This is a genomic window from Actinomycetota bacterium, assembly GCA_030018275.1.
Classification (GTDB): Bacteria; Actinomycetota; Aquicultoria; order Subteraquimicrobiales; family Subteraquimicrobiaceae; genus Subteraquimicrobium.
Window position 1 is genome coordinate 1 of the sequence record JASEGB010000018.1, and the last position, 17,360, is coordinate 17,360.

The 17,360-nt window shown below is 46.6% G+C and carries 16 protein-coding genes and 1 tRNA gene; all 17 read left to right on the forward strand.

Annotated features, from left to right (window positions below):
* Window positions 1-171: 171 nt before the first annotated feature.
* The 17 genes from QMD66_06935 (at window position 172) to QMD66_07015 (ending at window position 17,295) form a co-directional block, all read left to right on the forward strand.
* Window positions 172-459, forward strand: coding sequence for a Veg family protein (locus QMD66_06935; protein ID MDI6822572.1), 288 nt, complete (start codon window positions 172-174; stop codon window positions 457-459).
* A gap of 152 nt (window positions 460-611) precedes the next feature.
* Entirely contained in the window at window positions 612-1,514 is a 903-nt protein-coding gene (gene ispE / locus QMD66_06940) for a 4-(cytidine 5'-diphospho)-2-C-methyl-D-erythritol kinase (GenBank protein ID MDI6822573.1), read from the forward strand.
* A gap of 40 nt (window positions 1,515-1,554) precedes the next feature.
* Window positions 1,555-2,313, forward strand: coding sequence for a nucleotidyltransferase family protein (locus QMD66_06945; protein MDI6822574.1), 759 nt, complete (start codon window positions 1,555-1,557; stop codon window positions 2,311-2,313).
* Entirely contained in the window at window positions 2,313-2,696 is a 384-nt protein-coding gene (locus QMD66_06950; GenBank protein MDI6822575.1) for a RidA family protein, read from the forward strand. The genes QMD66_06945 and QMD66_06950 overlap by 1 nt, the downstream gene beginning before the upstream one ends.
* 161 nt (window positions 2,697-2,857) lie before the next feature.
* Window positions 2,858-2,929: transfer RNA gene (locus tag QMD66_06955), tRNA-Gln, on the forward strand.
* Between the two features lie 245 nt (window positions 2,930-3,174).
* On the forward strand, window positions 3,175-4,581 hold the full coding sequence (glmU, locus tag QMD66_06960) for a bifunctional UDP-N-acetylglucosamine diphosphorylase/glucosamine-1-phosphate N-acetyltransferase GlmU (protein ID MDI6822576.1): 1,407 nt from the start codon (window positions 3,175-3,177) through the stop codon (window positions 4,579-4,581).
* Window positions 4,582-4,584: 3 nt separating this feature from the next.
* The gene (locus QMD66_06965) at window positions 4,585-5,544 is read left to right on the forward strand and encodes a ribose-phosphate pyrophosphokinase (GenBank protein MDI6822577.1); all 960 of its coding nucleotides are present in this window, start codon (window positions 4,585-4,587) and stop codon (window positions 5,542-5,544) included.
* 38 nt (window positions 5,545-5,582) lie between these two features.
* Entirely contained in the window at window positions 5,583-6,284 is a 702-nt protein-coding gene (locus QMD66_06970) for a 50S ribosomal protein L25 (protein MDI6822578.1), read from the forward strand.
* 83 nt (window positions 6,285-6,367) lie between these two features.
* Window positions 6,368-6,964 carry an aminoacyl-tRNA hydrolase gene (pth, locus tag QMD66_06975; protein ID MDI6822579.1) on the forward strand — a complete coding sequence of 199 codons (597 nt, stop codon included), beginning with the start codon at window positions 6,368-6,370 and terminating at the stop codon, window positions 6,962-6,964.
* Between the two features lie 100 nt (window positions 6,965-7,064).
* Window positions 7,065-10,493 (forward strand): transcription-repair coupling factor, encoded by a 3,429-nt coding sequence (gene mfd / locus QMD66_06980; protein ID MDI6822580.1) that lies wholly within the window; start codon window positions 7,065-7,067, stop codon window positions 10,491-10,493.
* Window positions 10,494-10,503: 10 nt separating this feature from the next.
* Window positions 10,504-11,421: a peptidylprolyl isomerase gene (locus tag QMD66_06985; GenBank protein ID MDI6822581.1), complete on the forward strand. Its 918-nt coding sequence runs from the start codon at window positions 10,504-10,506 to the stop codon at window positions 11,419-11,421.
* Between the two features lie 172 nt (window positions 11,422-11,593).
* On the forward strand, window positions 11,594-12,367 hold the full coding sequence (gene mazG / locus QMD66_06990) for a nucleoside triphosphate pyrophosphohydrolase (GenBank protein MDI6822582.1): 774 nt from the start codon (window positions 11,594-11,596) through the stop codon (window positions 12,365-12,367).
* Window positions 12,368-12,385: 18 nt separating this feature from the next.
* Window positions 12,386-13,672 carry a phosphopyruvate hydratase gene (gene eno / locus QMD66_06995; GenBank protein MDI6822583.1) on the forward strand — a complete coding sequence of 429 codons (1,287 nt, stop codon included), beginning with the start codon at window positions 12,386-12,388 and terminating at the stop codon, window positions 13,670-13,672.
* A gap of 78 nt (window positions 13,673-13,750) precedes the next feature.
* Window positions 13,751-15,166 (forward strand): pyruvate kinase, encoded by a 1,416-nt coding sequence (gene pyk, locus QMD66_07000; protein MDI6822584.1) that lies wholly within the window; start codon window positions 13,751-13,753, stop codon window positions 15,164-15,166.
* A 5-nt stretch (window positions 15,167-15,171) separates the two neighbouring features.
* On the forward strand, window positions 15,172-15,678 hold the full coding sequence (locus QMD66_07005) for a septum formation initiator family protein (GenBank protein MDI6822585.1): 507 nt from the start codon (window positions 15,172-15,174) through the stop codon (window positions 15,676-15,678).
* Window positions 15,679-15,772: 94 nt separating this feature from the next.
* Window positions 15,773-16,288: a DUF501 domain-containing protein gene (locus QMD66_07010; GenBank protein ID MDI6822586.1), complete on the forward strand. Its 516-nt coding sequence runs from the start codon at window positions 15,773-15,775 to the stop codon at window positions 16,286-16,288.
* Window positions 16,285-17,295 carry a Ppx/GppA phosphatase family protein gene (locus tag QMD66_07015; GenBank protein ID MDI6822587.1) on the forward strand — a complete coding sequence of 337 codons (1,011 nt, stop codon included), beginning with the start codon at window positions 16,285-16,287 and terminating at the stop codon, window positions 17,293-17,295. The genes QMD66_07010 and QMD66_07015 overlap by 4 nt, the downstream gene beginning before the upstream one ends.
* Window positions 17,296-17,360 lie beyond the last annotated feature (65 nt).

Sequence of the window (17,360 nt, forward strand, 5' to 3'; positions counted from 1 at the left end):
AAGAAGCTCACTTGGCATATGTTAAACTGAAGAGAATGTAATCCAGTCTACCAAGGTGGTGGGTTCCGAAAGGCGAATCACCAATCGTTAGAACGCTACCACAGGCTCGGAATGCTTGATTTTTCCAACTATTTGGGTTATTATGAGCTTGAATTTTTTTAGGAGAGGGAAATGAATATTTCCAAGATACCTCGAACGGAGATTGTTGATCGCATTAGAAGCGATCTTGAATGCTTTGTGGGTACTAAAATGAAGCTCCGTGCCAATATCGGTCGATGTAAGATTGTAGAGAGGGAAGGTGTACTTGAGGAAACCCATCCCAATCTTTTTGTGGTGAGGGTGGAGGAGAAAAGGAACAGGTCAAGGCGGGTCTCATATAGTTATGCTGATGTGTTGACCAAAACCGTAGAACTCACTCATCCTCAAAGTGGAGAAAAGATTCTTCCATGGCTTCATTAATTTTTAAATAATCCAAGATATTCTTAAAGAGCACAGTTATCTGTGCTCTTTCATTTATGCGGACAAATCAAGGGGATCGACCTTGCCGTCCAGTTCTTTGATTCCCCACGTACTGGTAGGAACGTCGCGAAGCGACGTAAAGGAGGGTAATGGTGAAATCCCTCAAGCTTAAAGCGTACGCCAAGATAAACTTATATTTGGATATTTTAGGAAGACGTGCCGATGGGTATCATGATATACAATCCATCATGCAAACTCTCGAACTCTCGGATACTCTTTTGATTTTCGAGCACTCAAGGACCGAGGTTATATGCGACTCCTCTTTCCTTTCACCGGATAGGAATCTAATATGGCAGGCTGCGAAGCTCCTCCAAGAACGTTACAAAATAAAGCGGGGTGCTCTAATTAAACTCATTAAAAATATCCCAGTGGCTGCTGGTCTTGGGGGTGGAAGCGCCGATGCCGCAGCCATTTTAATTGGTTTAAATCTTTTGTGGGATCTCAATCTCTCCCTCGATCGGCTTCAAAAATTGGGAGAGGATTTGGGGTCAGATGTCCCCTTTTGTGTGAGAGGAGGAACGGTCCTCGTTGAGGGTAAAGGCGAAAGGCTTACTCCCCTTCCAGATCTTCCCAGAGCCTCCGTGGTTATCGCCAGACCCTCCTTTGAATTACCCACTCCTCGGGTGTATTCGGAGTTTGACCAAGGCGATACCGCTCCTCTTTCGAGACTTTTCTTAATCCTTAAAGCGATACACGACAAGGACATGAAGGAAATCTGCTCAAATTTAGCCAATATTTTGGAGAGACCCGTGTTTCGTCACCACCCTGAGGTACGGAGACTTAAGGAGACTGCCATCTCAGCGGGGGCATTGGGTGCCTTGATGACTGGTAGCGGACCCAGTGTATTTGCGATAGTCGATTCGGAGACGATGACTAAGAAGGTCGCCGGTGAGCTGGGCAAGATTTGCCCCAGGGTCATTACCACTGCCTTTTATACGCAAGGAGTGGACATCCTCGAGCAAGGCAAGAACCGAGAGAGGCTAAAACATTTTTGAGCAAATAGTGGGAAAGATTCAAAGCTAGGGGGCGTTTGGAATGAAGGTAGACGCCCTTATATTAGCCGGAGGAAGCTTGAAGGGCATATCGGGCGAGGATAAGGTATCCAAAGCGCTCATAGAGATAGGGGGAAAACCCATGATCGAGTACGTAATAGATGTACTTAAGGATTGTCCGCAAATTGGAAGAATGGTCGTGGTCATCCCCTCCAATGCCCCTTTGGGAAATTGGGCTCAAAGGGTTGATCGGGTTTTGTTCAAGGATGGTTCCTTGACCGAAAATATTGAAGCTGGAATGGAATATTTGGGCAAGGATCAACTGATACTCGTGCTCTCCTCGGATATTCCTTTAATCACCCCGGAGGCTATAGGTGATTTTCTGAACCGATGCTTAGGGAGAGAAAGCCGCGTCTATTATCCCATCATCTCCCGAGAAGAAGTCGAAAAGCGCTTTCCCGGTACCAAAAGGACCTACGCCGCTCTCAAGGAAGGTACATTCACCGGAGGGAATATAGCTTTGATTGATCCTCAGGTCATAAGGGATAATAGAGAGCTTCTGGAAAGATTGTATAATCTTCGAAAAAGTCCCTTTCAATTGGTTCGGGTATTGGGATTCAGATTTATCTTAAAATTTTTATTCCGGAGATTAACTATAGGGGAATTAGAGGAGAAGGCATCTCACCTCATCCGGACCAGGGGATGTGCGATCATCACACCCTTTCCAGAAATAGGTGTGGATGTCGATAAGGATAGCGATTTAGAACTCGTGAGGAGAATATTGTCTAGAAAGGAGGAGTAATGAAAGTTGTAATAATCACCGAAGATGCTCCCCTACCGGTGGGTCCTTACTCCCAAGCCATAAAAGCCAATGGCTTTATTTTTGTCTCAGGGCAGATACCGCTGCGCCACTTGACCGGGGAGATCGTTGAGGGAAGTATCGAGGAACAAACGAGGCAAGTTTTGAGGAATTTGGAAGCAATCCTGGTGGCTGGGGATAGTTCTTTGGCGAAGGTGGTCAAAATTTCCGTTTTTCTGAAGGATATCAACGATTTTGCCACCGTCAACTCCGTATTTCAGGAATTTTTCAAGCAGGAAGCACCGGCTCGGGAGACCATGGAGGTATCCAATCTTCCCAAGGGGGCAAAAGTTGAAATTTCAGCCATCGCGATAGTGGATTCCTAATCTAATGATGTCCTCTTCCATTCAATATTAAATATAAAGGTCAAGGCCAAAGGCGAGTTTGACACTTTATGGAGCCTAAACTATACTGTCTTCGCAAACTGTTGAAAGCATGAAACCCTTGATTAGGTATTTGTATCCAAGTATATTAAAATTATGTATCATGGGGCGTGGTGAAGCGGTAACACAGCGGACTTTGGATCCGCCATTCGCAGGTTCGAATCCTGCCGCCCCAGCTATAAAACCAGTGAAGAGTCAAAAGTCAAGAGCCATAGATGAAAAATTATTGACTTATGATCAGTGAACTTAGTGAGCGGTTGACTTTTGACTGTTTTTGTAATAGGGGGTGACAGCGAGCCGGAAGGCGAGCGTCCTCAGGGGGACGGAGTCCCCCTAGGAATGTCGCGAAGCGACGAGAAGGTTCGAATCCTGCCGCCCCAGCTTTTTGATTGAGAGCTTTTTTAGTTTTGGAGGCATTAAGGTGAAGCTGGTTGTGGTCATATTAGCTGCTGGTGAAGGAACTCGAATGAAATCCTCCCTCCCAAAGGTTCTTCACCAAATTTGTGGCAAGCCCATGGTAAAGTATGTGGTGGAAACGGCCAAGGAACTCAATCCTCGGGGAATGGTAGCGGTAATCGGATACGGAGCGCATCAGGTGACTTCGCATGTAAAAGATGATGCTGAGATCGTAATTCAAGAGCAGCAGTTGGGAACGGGTCACGCCGTTAGAGTTGCCGAATCGGTCATCGGTGATTTTGATGGCACGCTGCTTGTCCTTTGTGGCGATACCCCTCTCCTCAAATCCGAGACTTTACGCAAGCTAATCGATATTCACAGGGAAAGTAAAGCAGCGGCTACTATACTTACCACGGTGCTAAAGGATCCAGCGGGTTATGGAAGGATAATCCGCGATAAAAAGGGATTGGTTGCCGGGATCGTGGAGGAGAAGGATGCCACCTTTAAGCAGCAAAAAATCTGTGAGATTAACTCCGGAACATACTGCTTTGATGCAAAGAAATTATTTGTCACTCTTCCTGAACTCACTCGCGAAAATGAGCAGCGGGAATTTTATTTAACCGATGTCATCGGGATATTAAAATCCAGGGGAGAAAAAATTGCCACTCATTCCGTAAGCGACGGGTGCGAGGTTCTCGGGGTAAATTCCAGAAGAGAACTAGCTAAAGCAGAGGGGATTATGCGCGAGAGGATCATAAACGGGTGGATGGAGGAAGGAGTTACCTTCATTGATCCCCTTTCCACCTTCGTTGGCCCAGACGTAACTTTGGGTCAGGATACGCTGATCTATCCCTTCACCCTCCTTGAGGGATCCACCTCCGTGGGTCGAAATTGCACCATTGGTCCCTGGGCACATCTCATCGATGCACAGGTTGGAGATGAGGTTGAGATCCGTAACGGGGTGATAAGGGAAAGCATAATCGAAGATGGAGTTCGACTGGGACCTTTCTGTTCGCTAAGACCGGGTACTCGAATAAAGAAAGGGGCGAAGATAGGAACCTTTGTCGAGGTAAAGGGCAGTGATATCGGGCGAAAAAGCAAGGTCCCCCATCTAAGTTACATCGGAGATGCAACGATAGGCGAGGATGTGAACATTGGAGCAGGCACGATAACCTGTAATTATGATGGAATTCGAAAGTATAAGACTATAATCGAAGATGGCGCATTCATTGGTAGTGATACCATGTTGATTGCTCCGGTAAAAATTGGGAAGAATGCCGCGACAGGAGCTGGTTCTGCGATAGCCCAAGATGTTCCAGACGATAGTCTGGCAGTGGAGCGCTCCAAACAGAAGGTGATCAGGGACTGGTCCAAAAAGCGAAAAAAGAAAAGGCAAAAGGCAAAAGGGAAGGACTTAAAAAGCGAGGAATAAATCATGTCCCATAATTTTAGGCTGATGGTATTTTCTGGAAGCGCCAATCTCGATCTTGGTCAGGAGATCGCCCAGTATATTGGGATAGAACTGGGCAAGATTAAACTCCATCGATTTAGCGACGGCGAGATCTACGTAAGATATCTAGAAAGTGTCCGAGGAGCTGATGTTTTTGTTATTCAATCTTTATGCGCTCCCATAAATGAGAATTTAATGGAATTATTGATCATGATAGATGCCCTGAAGAGAGCCTCCGCTGAGAGAATATCGGCGGTTATTCCCTACTACGGTTATGCAAGGCAAGATAAGAAAACATTGGCCAGAGAGCCGATAACCGCAAAATTGGTGGCAGATGTCCTCAGTGTGGCGGGCATAGATAGGATGATTTCCATGGACATCCATGCGGGGCAAACTCAGGGATTCTTTGATGTTCCGGTGGATCACCTGACCGCGGTCCCAATCTTGGCTGATTATTTCCAGGAAAAGAGGCTAGAAAATCTGGTTGTTGTTTCACCCGACGTGGGACGGGTGAAAACAGCCAAGAGATATTCGGATAGATTAAATGCGGATATCGCCATTTTGCATAAGACCCGACCGGCACATAATGTTTCCGAAACTACACACGTGATTGGGAAAGTTAAGGGGAAGGTGACCCTGTTAATAGATGATATCATAGACACCGCGGGAACCATGGTTGGAGGCGCACAGACGCTTAAAGACCATGGAGCCACCGAAATATATGCCTGTGCCACTCATCCTGTGCTTTCCGGGTCTGCAGTGGAGAAATTGGGATCCTCACTGATCAAGGAAGTCGTGGTCACCAACACCATACCGGTACCCCAGAAAAAACGGATTAAAAAATTCAAGGTGGTGTCCATAGCTCCCCTATTTGCCAAAACGATCGTAAATGTTCATGAGGATAAGTCGGTGAGTGAATTGTTGGGAGGAGATGATCAGGTATAATATAGTTAAGTGGTAATTTTAGAAGGGGTTGAATGCGGATGAAGATAATAGAGCTTAAAGCGAGACGCAGAGATACCGGCAAGGGTGCGTCGAGAAAGCTTAGAACAGTGGGCGAAATTCCCGCCGTTCTATATGGTGAGGGAATTGAATCTTATCCTTTGGCAGTCGATGTTCGGGATTTTATCCATCTCATCCGATCCGAGGGCTTAAATGTTATTGTGAAGTTAAAGGTCGAAGGGGATAGAGGAGACCCTTCCCGTCCGCCCCGACGAGTCGGGGTCGACAGGAAGGACTGTACTGCGATCATTAAAGAAATTCAGAGGGATCCCCTCAAGGATTTCTATCTCCATATAGATTTCCAGAAGATCGCCATGGATGAAAAGATTTCTACCATGGTACCCATAACCATTGTTGGAGAAGCCCCCGGGGTAAAAGAAGGGGGAGTGCTTCAGCATGGATTGTGGGAAGTGGAGGTGGAAGCTTTACCGAAGGATTTGCCTGACTGCATCGAGGTCGATGTGAGTGCCCTGGGGATCGGTGATGCGGTTAGGGTATCCGACCTACCCAAGCCCGAAGGCGTTGAGATACTTACTAGTCCAGATGAGGTTTTAGTGTCGATAGTTCCTCCAACGGCTATTGTAAAAGAGGTTGCTGAGGAAGAAGAGGTAGAGGAAGAGGTACCTGCTGAAGCCGAAATGGTAAAGGAAGAAGAGAAAAAAGAAGGGAAGAAGGAAGAATAACCGAACTACATCGCTCATCGTAATTTGGTAATCACTTAATTGCAAAAGGCACCCGTAAGGGTGCTTTAAATTTGGAGGGAAAGATGTCTCTCAGATCCGTGGGATTTCTCGTTGCGGGACTGGGTAATCCCGGCGAGCGATATCGTGATACCCGGCATAACTTGGGCCATTTGGTCATTGATAGATTGGCTCAGAATCTAGACATCACCATTAATGAATTTCCACCCACTAGTAGCTTCATACGAGCTGAATTTGGAAGGGCGAGGATAGACGAGGAGGAAGTTATCTTGGCTAAGCCTTTGACCTTTATGAATTTAAGTGGGAAGAGCATAAAGGCTCTTTTGGATTTTTTCAATCTCTCTCCCTCTCGATTAATAGTGGTGCACGACGATTTAGATTTGTCCTTGGGGGTGGTTAGAATCAAGGCGGGGGGAGGGACCGGTGGACACCGCGGTCTGGATTCCATAATAGTTCATTTGAAAACGGATGAGTTCACCAGGGTCCGCATTGGAATTGGTCGTCCACCGGGAAGGCAGGATCCGGCAAAATATGTTCTCAATCCCTTCACCGAGAGACAATGGGATATTATCGATCCCGCCATCGATCGAGCTGTGGCTGCAGTTTTGGCCATCATAAGATGGGGCGTGGAAAGAGCCATGAGCGAGTATAATAGAAGTTGAAAAAGGCAGTGAAAAGGGATAAGTCAAGAGTCAAAAGTCAAGAGAGAAACGGTCAACGGTGAACCATGTAGTGAACTGTGAACTTATAAGGTGAACCAAAATGAATTTAGAACCTTTGCTTTCGCTATGGGAAAAGAATAGAAGCTTTAAGCGCTTGAGGGACGCCATCCAAGCTCAAGAGGGCATCAACGTTTCTATACCAAGTCCACTGCGTCCCTATCTTGTAGCGATGCTTTTTAAATCCCTACAACGGCCTCTACTCGTGGTAACATCCAACGTTGAGAGGGCCCAGAGATTTGCCAAGGATGTGAGGAATTTTCTTCCCGCTTCAGCCGTACATCACTTTCTCGATTGGGAGATTCTTCCCTGGGAGAGGATTTCACCGAATAAAGAGATCATTGCAAAGAGGTTGGAAATCTTATATCTTTTGGAAAATAAATCGCTCGTCGTAATCACCACCGCCGTCCAAAGTCTCATGCAGAGGCTCCCACCTCGCAAGTCCATTCCCAAACCCATAGTCTTGGAAGTGGGTATAAAGCTAGATTTATATCACTTCATCGAAGATCTTCTCAAGAAAGGTTATAAGAGAACCTATATGGTCGAGGGCAGGGGGGAATTCAGCGTCAGGGGAGGAATAGTCGACGTCTTTCCGGGCAACCTGCGGCACCCATTGAGAATTGAGTTCTTTGGAGATGAGGTGGATTCCATGCGAGAGTTCGCGATTTCCACCCAGCGTTCGATCTCCACTCTCGATAGAACTCTCATTTTTCCGTGCAGAGAATTCGTTCTAACTCCCGAAAATGTGAAAAAAGCCTTGGATTTCATGGGAAATCAACCGGCACTGCCCAATTGGAAGGAGGATATCGACAGACTCCAGAACCTCACCTATTTCGAAGGTGTCGAGCGGTATATCCCCTTCCTTTACGATCAACTTAGCACTCTCTTCGATTTTCTCCCCCGGGGATGTTCAATAATTCTCGATGAGACCACGGAGATCGAGGAGGAATTGGAGAGGTTCCATCGACAGCAGTTGGATTACTTAGGGGAAGCCATATCCACGCTCAATATCCCGTCTCCTCCGGTTCCTTACTTCATTTCCCCCAAAGATTTATTCGCCTCTCTTGATGGACGATTGGATTTCATCTCCATTAAGGTAAAAGGTCCGAAAGAGACCATCCAGTTCAAATCCTTGCCTGTGGAACCCATCTTGGGGAGGTTCGATCGACTAGCGGAGCTGCTGAAAAAATTCCATAAGGATAAATATGCCGCCGTAATTGTACTCCGCGATAAAGGGCAAGCTCGACGAATGTTGGAAATTTTAGAGGAATTGGGGACGTGCCCCTCCCTTTCTCTTGAAAAAGCGTCGATTATCCCAGGAGAAATAGGCATAACTCTTGGAGATTTGGGTGAGGGGTTCATCATTCCCTCTTTGAGACTCTGCGTCTTAAGCGAAGGCGACATCTTTGCCAAGAGATATGAGCGAAGGATAGAAAGGCGAACCGTTGAGGCTATTCCCATTACTAGCTATATGGATCTTAAGCAGGGGGACTTGGTGGTTCACGCAAATCATGGAATTGCTCGATATGCCGGGCTGGTGAGGGAGAAAATTGGCGATGCGGTTTGGGACTGTCTGGTTCTCGAATATGCGGATGGAAAACTTAAGGTCCGCGTGGATCAAATGGATAAAATCTCCAAGTATATTGGTTCAGATGTTCAGCCTCCTCCCCTCTCCCGGCTGGGTGGAGGCGATTGGATAAAGGTGAAAAGAAGGGTCAAGAGATCCGTCAAGAAGTTGGCCTTTGACCTTTTGACCCTCTATGCCGAACGAGCCCAAGTCCAGGGATTTTCCTTCTCACCCGATAGTCCCTGGCAAAGGGAGCTTGAGGATTCCTTCCCCTATGATGAAACACCCGATCAATTAAAGGCGGTTGCTGAGGTCAAGGAAGATATGGAAACATCCAAGCCTATGGATAGGCTCATCTGCGGAGATGTGGGCTATGGGAAGACCGAAGTGGCCATCAGAGCTTCCTTTAAAGCCATAATGGATGGGAAACAGGTGATGGTCTTAGCTCCCACCACCATCCTCGTCCAACAACACTTCAACACCTTCCAGTCGAGATTTTCCTCCTTTCCCATAATCATGGAGTGTTTAAGCAGATTTAAATTGCCTAGGGAACAGAGGGACATTTTAAAGCGGTTTGCCGAAGGCAAGATCGATGTGCTCATAGGAACTCATCGATTGCTTCAACGGGATGTCGTTCCCAAGAATCTCGGTCTCGTGATCATCGATGACGAGCAGCGTTTTGGCGTGGCCCATAAGGAACATTTGAGGAATCTCAAAAAGACCGTGGATGTACTGACTTTAAGCGCCACGCCCATCCCTCGAACTTTACAGATGTCCCTCAGTGGGATCAGGGACTTGAGCATCATCAACACTCCACCCGAAGATCGATATCCAATCCTCACCTATGTGGGGGAATACGATGAGACAATGGTGAGGGAGGCCATCCGGAGGGAACTCGAAAGGTGCGGTCAGATTTACTACGTTTATAACAGGGTGGAAACCATCGACAAGGTAGCCCAAAGGGTTAAGGGACTCGCACCCATGGCTAAGGTGGCCGTTGCCCATGGACAAATGCCCCAGCGTGAGTTGGAGAAGGTGATGTTGGATTTCTTGGACAAAAAATATGACGTCCTTGTATGTACCACCATAATTGAAGCGGGAATAGATATTCCATCCGTAAATACCTTAATTGTTGAGGAAGCTCAAGAACTCGGTCTCACTCAACTTTATCAGTTGCGGGGAAGGGTTGGTAGATCAAATCATCGCGCCTACGCTTATTTTTTCTTCAATCGAGACATACCTTTGACCTCGACGGCTTGTGATAGATTGAAAACTATCGGGGAACTCACGGAATTGGGATCGGGTCTTAAAATTGCCCTTCGTGACCTGGAGATACGAGGTGCTGGAAATCTATTGGGTCCCGAACAGCATGGTTATTTGCAGGCCGTGGGCTTCGATCTCTATTGCCAACTTTTACGCCAAGCTATAGAGCAACTCAAGGGCAAACCCGTGAAGAAACTTCTTGAGGTGCGCATCAATCTTCCGGTAAAGGCATATATCCCGGAGGAGTACATAAGGGAAGAAATCCTAAGGATAGAAGCTTACCGGCGCATAGCCTCCATCCAGGCTTTAGACCAGGCCCGAGAGGTTAAGGAGGAACTCCAGGATAGATACGGTCCCCTGCCCAGGGTGGTTCAGAATTTGGTCGAGATTTGCAGGATAAAAGCTCTGGCTCAGGAGGCGAGAGTATCGAACATTTCTTGGAAAGAAAACCGGCTCATGTTGCACGAGCTTTATTTGACCAAGGGTAGAGCCGTCGCATTGCAGAGAAAATATCCGAATTTAATGTACAAACCACACCTCAAGACCCTTTTAATTCGCATCGATGCAAGTGAGATTTTATCTTTCCTGGTGCGATTATTTAGTGATATAATACACCCATCTATCCAGAAGTTGAGGTTGTAAAGGAGGAAAAGTGAAGAAAGGATTTGCTCTATTAATTTTATTAGTTCTTTTCGCCACGAGCTTTTGTGGCTGTGCTAAGAAGGTGGCAGCGACGGTGAACGACGAGAAGATATACTTAAGTGAGGTAGAAAAGGAACTTGAAGTTTTGAAGGCCAAGCACGCAGAGTTATTTAAGGGAGCCAAGGGTAAAGAATACGAGAAGACTTTCAAAAAGAATATTCTCGATTCCATGATAGAAAAAGAACTCGGCATCCAGGAAGCAAAAAAGCAGGGCATCAGGGTCTCCGAAAAAGAGGTCGAATCCCGATATAACCAAATGAAGAAGATGTTCCCTTCCACAAAGTCCTTTGAAGAGGCCCTCAAAAAAGCCGGGCTGACTCCGAGTAAGTTTAAAGTACGCTTAAGAGAGCAACTTCTCATGGATAAAATCTGGACCAAGGTCACAAAGGGCATTGAGGTAAGCGAGGAAGAAATGGCGGAGTACTATGAAAAGAATAAGAATAGATTCAAGGAACCCGAAAAAGTAAAAACGAGACACATTCTTTTGGGAAGCGAGAAAGAGGCAAAGGATATTTTGAAAAAACTGAAAGACGGTGAGGATTTTGGCGAGTTAGCCAAAAAATATTCGATGGATAAAGCAACTAAGGATCAAGGTGGAAGCTTGGACTGGATGGCCAGGGAGCAATTGGCTCCGGAGTTTGCTGATGCCGCCTTTCGACTTAATCCTGGGGAAATAAGTGATGTGGTCAAAACACAGTATGGTTTTCACATCATAAAATTAGAGGAGAAAAAAACCGAACACCAAAAATCCTTCGAAGAGGTAAAGGATCAAGCCAAGCAGGAGTTGCTCCGAGAGAGACAAACGAAAAAGTATCAAGCCTGGGTTAAAAAATTGAGAAAGAAGGCGAAAATTAAGATTTACATCTAGTGAGTTCAAGGTTCAAGGTTCTAGGTGTAAGGTTCATGCGCATTGGTAACACTTAATTTTTACGGTGAACGATGTAAAGCTCATAGCTCAGTAGCTCGGAAGCTCAGAACCAACTCAATTTTTCACGGTGAACGGTGAACTTATATTCCCGATCTGAAGTGGGTTTGTAGATATGAAGGATAATTACACTTTTGAAAAGCTAGTTGAGATAATGTCCAAGTTAAGGGGTCCTTCGGGCTGCCCTTGGGATAAAGAGCAAACCCACAGGTCTTTAAAACGCCATCTCATCGAAGAAGCCTACGAGACCATAGAAGCCATAGACCGGGAGGATTTTACCCATCTCAAAGAAGAACTTGGTGATCTACTGCTGCAGATAGTTTTCCATGCCCAAATTGCCACAGAAGAGGAGAAATTCACCATTGAGGATGTTTTGGAGGATATCATCTCGAAGCTCATAAGACGTCATCCTCATATCTTCGCTGATGTTAAAGTGACATCTTCGCGGGAAGTTATCGCTCATTGGGAAGAGATCAAGGAAAAAGAAAGTGAGAAAGAATCCCTCCTGGCGGATATCCCAAGGTCATTACCGGCGCTTCTTTATGCCCTCAAGCTTCAGGGAAAAGCTGCATTGGTTGGCTTCGATTGGACTAGGAAAGAAGATATCATAGATAAGTTGGAAGAGGAAGTTAGGGAACTAAAGGTGGCTCTGGCTGGGAAAGGTGGCTTGGAGGACGAAATGGGAGACCTTTTGTTCACCGTGGTCAATGTGGCACGCCATTTGGACATCGATCCAGAAAGTGCCTTGAGAAGGGTGGCCAATAAATTTTGTCGCCGCTTTGAATACATGGAGAAAGAGGTTCGGAGCAAGGATAAAAATTTGAAGGATTTCTCCCTTAAGGAGCAGGATAAGCTCTGGGAAGAGGCGAAGAAAAGGTTGGAAAAGTGAGCAAAAGGGGCGATTGAGGTGGTAGCAATAACTGGAGTTTTTGCCAGGGAGATCCTAGATTCGCGAGGAAACCCCACCGTTGAGGTGGAAGTTTTTTTAGAGGATGGTTCATGGGGGAGGTTCGCCGTTCCCTCTGGGGCCTCCACGGGGACCTTTGAGGCTTTAGAGCTTCGAGACGATGACAGCGATAGATATTTGGGGGAAGGAGTACTTAAGGCGGTACGCAACGTAAATGAGATAATCGCCCCGACCATAGTGGGAATGGATGCTCTGGCTCAGCGAGAAATAGATCTTAAACTCATACATTTGGATGGCACGGAGAACAAGAGTAAATTGGGGGCAAATGCGATTTTGGGCGTATCCATGGCTGTTGCAAAGGCAACAGCCAATGCTTTGGATATTCCCCTCTATGAATACATCGGAGGGCCAAATGCCCACATTTTGCCCATTCCCATGATGAATATCTTAAATGGAGGAAGGCATGCCGACAACAATGTTGATATTCAGGAATTCATGGTAATACCCGTGGGTGCTGATTGTTTTAGAGAGGCTCTTCGAGTGGGAGTGGAAATCTTTCATCATCTCAAAAGGGTCTTAAAGGGCAAAAACTTGAGCACATCGGTGGGGGATGAGGGAGGATTTGCACCAAACCTTCAGTCTAATGAGGAGGCAATCAAAGTCATCCTGGAGGCAATCGATGGGGCGGGTTATATTCCGGGCAAGGAAATCTACCTGGCTTTAGACTCCGCCGCCTCCGAATTCTACCGAGAGGGAGAATATATTCTCGCCGGAGAAGGTAAACGGTTCTCTCCAAGTGAAATGGTGGACTACTATCGAGATTTGGTAAAAAAGTATCCCATCATCTCCATCGAGGACGGGATGGCCGAAGAGGACTGGGATGGCTGGAAATTGCTGACGGATAAATTGGGCGATAGGATCCAAATAGTCGGCGATGACCTTTTTGTGACAAATGTAAAACGGTTGCAAAGAGGGATAAAAGGGGAGGTTGCCAACTCCATACTCATTAAGCTCAATCAGATCGGCACGTTAACGGAGACCATCGAGACCATAAATCTTGCTCAGAGGTCCAAATTTACGACGGTTATCTCTCACCGGTCTGGCGAAACTGAGGATACATCCATCGCCGATATTGCGGTGGCTACAAACGCCGGGCAAATAAAGACGGGCGCTCCCTCCCGCACCGATAGGGTTTGTAAATATAATCAGTTGCTTCGCATTGAGGAAAGGCTGGGAGATGCGGCGGAATATCCGGGCATGAATGCCTTCTATAATATCAGTTTGTAGTCGGGAGTCTGTTAGTGGGGAGTGAATGGTGTGTTTACTCCCGACTACCGACTACTAACTCCCGACTAAGGTGATACAATGCGTCGCACCAAGATTGTTTGCACCATAGGTCCAGCCAGCCAAAGTCCAAAAATCTTAAAGGAACTCATGCTAGCTGGAATGAATGTCGCCCGCCTTAATTTCTCCTATGGTTCCAAGGAGTACCATTCGAGAAATATCTCCAACCTACGCCGGATAGCAAAGGAACTCGGTATCCCCATTGCCATTTTGATCGACTTACAGGGACCGAAGATTCGAATCGGTGAAATTCACGCCGGGAAAGTTCATCTCAAAGCGGGCTCACAATTCATCCTCACCGCTCGACGAGTTCCAGGTGATCAGGAAAGGGTTTCCATCAATTTCCCTCAAATCCTTAAGGATATTTCACCTGGGAATACAATCTACATAGATGATGGACTCATCCAACTCGTGGTCAAGGAAAGGACAGAAAGCGATGTTAAATGTGAGGTGATCACCGGAGGTGAGCTTTCTCCCCGCAAGGGTGTTAATCTTCCCGATGTCACGGTGAGTGTACCCTCCATAACCCAGAAGGATAAGGAAGATCTATTTTTTGGTCTAGACCAAGGTGTGGATTGGGTGGCTCTTTCTTTTGTGAGGAAGGCGGAGGATGTCTTGGCCTTGAAGAAACTCATTGAGGAGAGGGATACTTCCATACCGGTTATGGCAAAGATAGAAAAGCATGAAGCGGTGAAAAACATCGATGAAATAATAGAGGTTTCGGATGGAATCATGGTGGCAAGGGGAGATTTGGGCGTGGAGATATCCACCGAGGAAGTCCCCATCGTTCAGAAGAGAATGATAAATGGAGTCATTAAAGCCGGGAAACCGGTGATCACCGCGACGCAGATGCTGGATTCGATGATGAGATCCCCCCGTCCCACGCGCGCTGAGGCAAGTGACGTAGCCAATGCCATTTTCGATGGGACAGATGCCGTTATGCTCTCGGGGGAGACGGCTGTGGGGAGCTATCCCATCGAGAGCGTGCGAATCATGACCAAATTGATTGAGAGGACGGAATCGGTCCTCGATTATGCGGGATTACTTGAGACCAAGAGTCGCTGGGTGCACGCCACCACCGCCGATGCGATCGCCTTCGCCGCCTGCCACCTGGCCAGTATCCTCACGGCCAAAGCAATTATCACCTCCACTCAATCTGGATACACCGCGCGACAGGTCTCCAAATATCGTCCGGAGGCACCAATCATCGCCGTAAGTCCCAACCCTGAGGTAGTTTACCGGCTTTTGCTTTCCTGGGGTGTGGTTCCATTGAAGGTGAGACCAAGCGAGAATATCGATGATATGTTGAGTTTGGCCGTGGATGCAGCGGTAAAAGCTAGATTGGTTAAGAGGGGAGATACGGTGATCATAACCGCCGGTGTTCTGGTGAACGTCCCTGGAACCACAAATTTGATAAAAGTCCATCGGGTGGAGTAAAAAATATGCGATACCGGAAAACGAGGGCAAGAAAAGGAACCAAACCATCACGGAAGGGTTCAAAGATCCGGAGATTAAAGCCCAGAACGAGGTTTAGCGTTATAAGATCCCACATCGTTCTGGTTACCATTATTGTTCTCATGTTTCTATGGGCTCTTTATCCCTTGAAAGAGAGGTTGGAGCAAAAGCGAGAGTCGGAGAAGTTACGGGAAAATATAGCCGAACTTAGGGCGAAGAATAAGGTGTTGAAGGAGGAAATCGCCCGCCTCAAAACCGATGACTATATAGAGCAACTCGCTCGAAAGGATTTAGGACTCATTAAGCCGGGCGAGAGCGCTTATTTGGTTGTTCCCCCAAAGGAGGATGAGGCTCGAACGGAATCCGTCAAACCAAATAAGAAGAAGAAAAATTCACCCAGTTTTTGGGAAAGAATAAAGATTTTTTGGAAAATTTTTCCTCCAAATCTTTTCCTCCTTGACATGTCCTCCTTTAACCAAGTACAATGGCGATAAACCGAGCTTAAAGCATCAACTGGTATAATAAATAGTGGGATAAAAGTATCCGAGAGGGTACTTTTTAAACTTTCATTTGGAGATGAAGGGAAATTTGTCTAAGGAGAAAGAAATTATAACCAGCCAACTTAGACGACCACCTCAAGGGCTGCTGGGGGTGGCAAAACATTGCTTCAAAGGACGTCCCTTAGTTATCCTCACCAATCCAATTTTGGAGGATAAAACGCCTTTTCCCACCGTTTTTTGGCTCACGTGTCCGGTTTTAGTTAAGGAGGTCGCAAAGCTTGAGAGCGGGGGGTGGATCGATCGCTTCCAAGCTTTGCTGGATAAGGACGAAGAACTATATCAAAAATTTGTTCAGGCCCATGAGAGTTATCTTCTCTTTCGCAAACAACTCCTTTCCCCGGCGAGCAGAATGTCCCTCTCATCGACAAAGGGAAAGGTCCTCTTAGAAACCGGCGTGGGTGGAGTACGCAATTTCAGGAAGATAAAGTGCCTCCATGCCCATTATGCGCACTTTTTGGCTACTGGAATCAATCCCATTGGGGAGTTGATTCACAAGAAGATTGGCGAGATAAGTTCCTGTCAGAATGAGTGTGAGTCGGAGTGAATTTTGCCTCCATCGATATTGGCACCAATTCCATCCGCCTTCTTATCGCCGAACTTGGTTCCCTCGGTCGTTTGAGACCCCTGCTTAGGAAGGCGGTAATCACGCGTCTGGGCGAGGGTGTTAATCAAAATGGCTTCATCAATCAAGCTGCAATGGATCGCACCCTTAAAGTACTTTTCGACTATAAGGAACTCTTGAAAAAATATAGTACCAGCCGGGTTAAGGTCGCAGCAACCAGTGCAGTGAGGGATGCCCGAAATGCAAGGGATTTTTTGATGCAAATTAGGAGAAAAATCGGTTTCGATGTGGATATCCTCACGGGCAGACATGAGGCGGAACTCACCTTTCTCGGCGCCACCCACATCCTTCGTCAACCGCCCATACGAGCGCCTGTCTGGGCGACTTTCGATCATCGACCGATCGTGATCATCGACATCGGAGGAGGAAGTACCGAACTTATCCTGGGAAGACTCGAAAAAACCCAAAAAATTTCCGAGATTTTTAGTTTGGATATCGGCTGCGTTAGATTGACTGAGATGTTTTTAAGGAGCGATCCACCATTGGATCGGGAGGTCAAAGCCCTTCAAAGATTTGTCATGGAAATCTCGCGAGAAGCCCTGGTGAAAATGAGGACCGAAAAAGAATTGGTGGCCGTGGGAGTGGCCGGCACCATCACCACCCTTTCGGCGATAGATCAGAATATGGAGGTTTACGACTCGGATAAAATCCATGGATCGAAGTTACCCGTCAATCGAGTGAAAGAAATATTGGGAAGGTTGAAGAGTCTTCCCTTGGAACGGCGAAAAGAAATCAAGGGTTTGGAACCAGCCCGAGCTGATGTCATCATCGCTGGAGCCCTCATCCTTCTGGGGATTCTCAAAGGCATTGGTCTAAGCGAGGTAATCGTCAGTGAATGTGATATCTTGGATGGTTTGATCCTCTCGTTGCAAGTCATGAGTCATGAGTCAAGAGTAAAATTTAAAAAATCTTTTAAATTGTATTATTAACGAGTTAGGTTTCTGAAGAGAAACGGCTTGAACAGAAGATTTGAAAGACTTCTCTATGCTGAGGA

Bases quoted from the DNA above. Each gene is read 5' to 3' on its own strand.
- mfd (MDI6822580.1), top strand. From the start codon at position 7,065: ATGAATTTAGAACCTTTGCTTTCGCTATGGGAAAAGAATAGAAGCTTT.
- QMD66_06945 (MDI6822574.1), top strand. From the start codon at position 1,555: ATGAAGGTAGACGCCCTTATATTAGCCGGAGGAAGCTTGAAGGGCATA.
- mazG (MDI6822582.1), top strand. From the start codon at position 11,594: ATGAAGGATAATTACACTTTTGAAAAGCTAGTTGAGATAATGTCCAAG.
- QMD66_07005 (MDI6822585.1), top strand. From the start codon at position 15,172: ATGCGATACCGGAAAACGAGGGCAAGAAAAGGAACCAAACCATCACGG.
- QMD66_06965 (MDI6822577.1), top strand. From the start codon at position 4,585: ATGTCCCATAATTTTAGGCTGATGGTATTTTCTGGAAGCGCCAATCTC.
- QMD66_06935 (MDI6822572.1), top strand. From the start codon at position 172: ATGAATATTTCCAAGATACCTCGAACGGAGATTGTTGATCGCATTAGA.
- QMD66_06950 (MDI6822575.1), top strand. From the start codon at position 2,313: ATGAAAGTTGTAATAATCACCGAAGATGCTCCCCTACCGGTGGGTCCT.
- pyk (MDI6822584.1), top strand. From the start codon at position 13,751: ATGCGTCGCACCAAGATTGTTTGCACCATAGGTCCAGCCAGCCAAAGT.
- QMD66_06970 (MDI6822578.1), top strand. From the start codon at position 5,583: ATGAAGATAATAGAGCTTAAAGCGAGACGCAGAGATACCGGCAAGGGT.
- pth (MDI6822579.1), top strand. From the start codon at position 6,368: ATGTCTCTCAGATCCGTGGGATTTCTCGTTGCGGGACTGGGTAATCCC.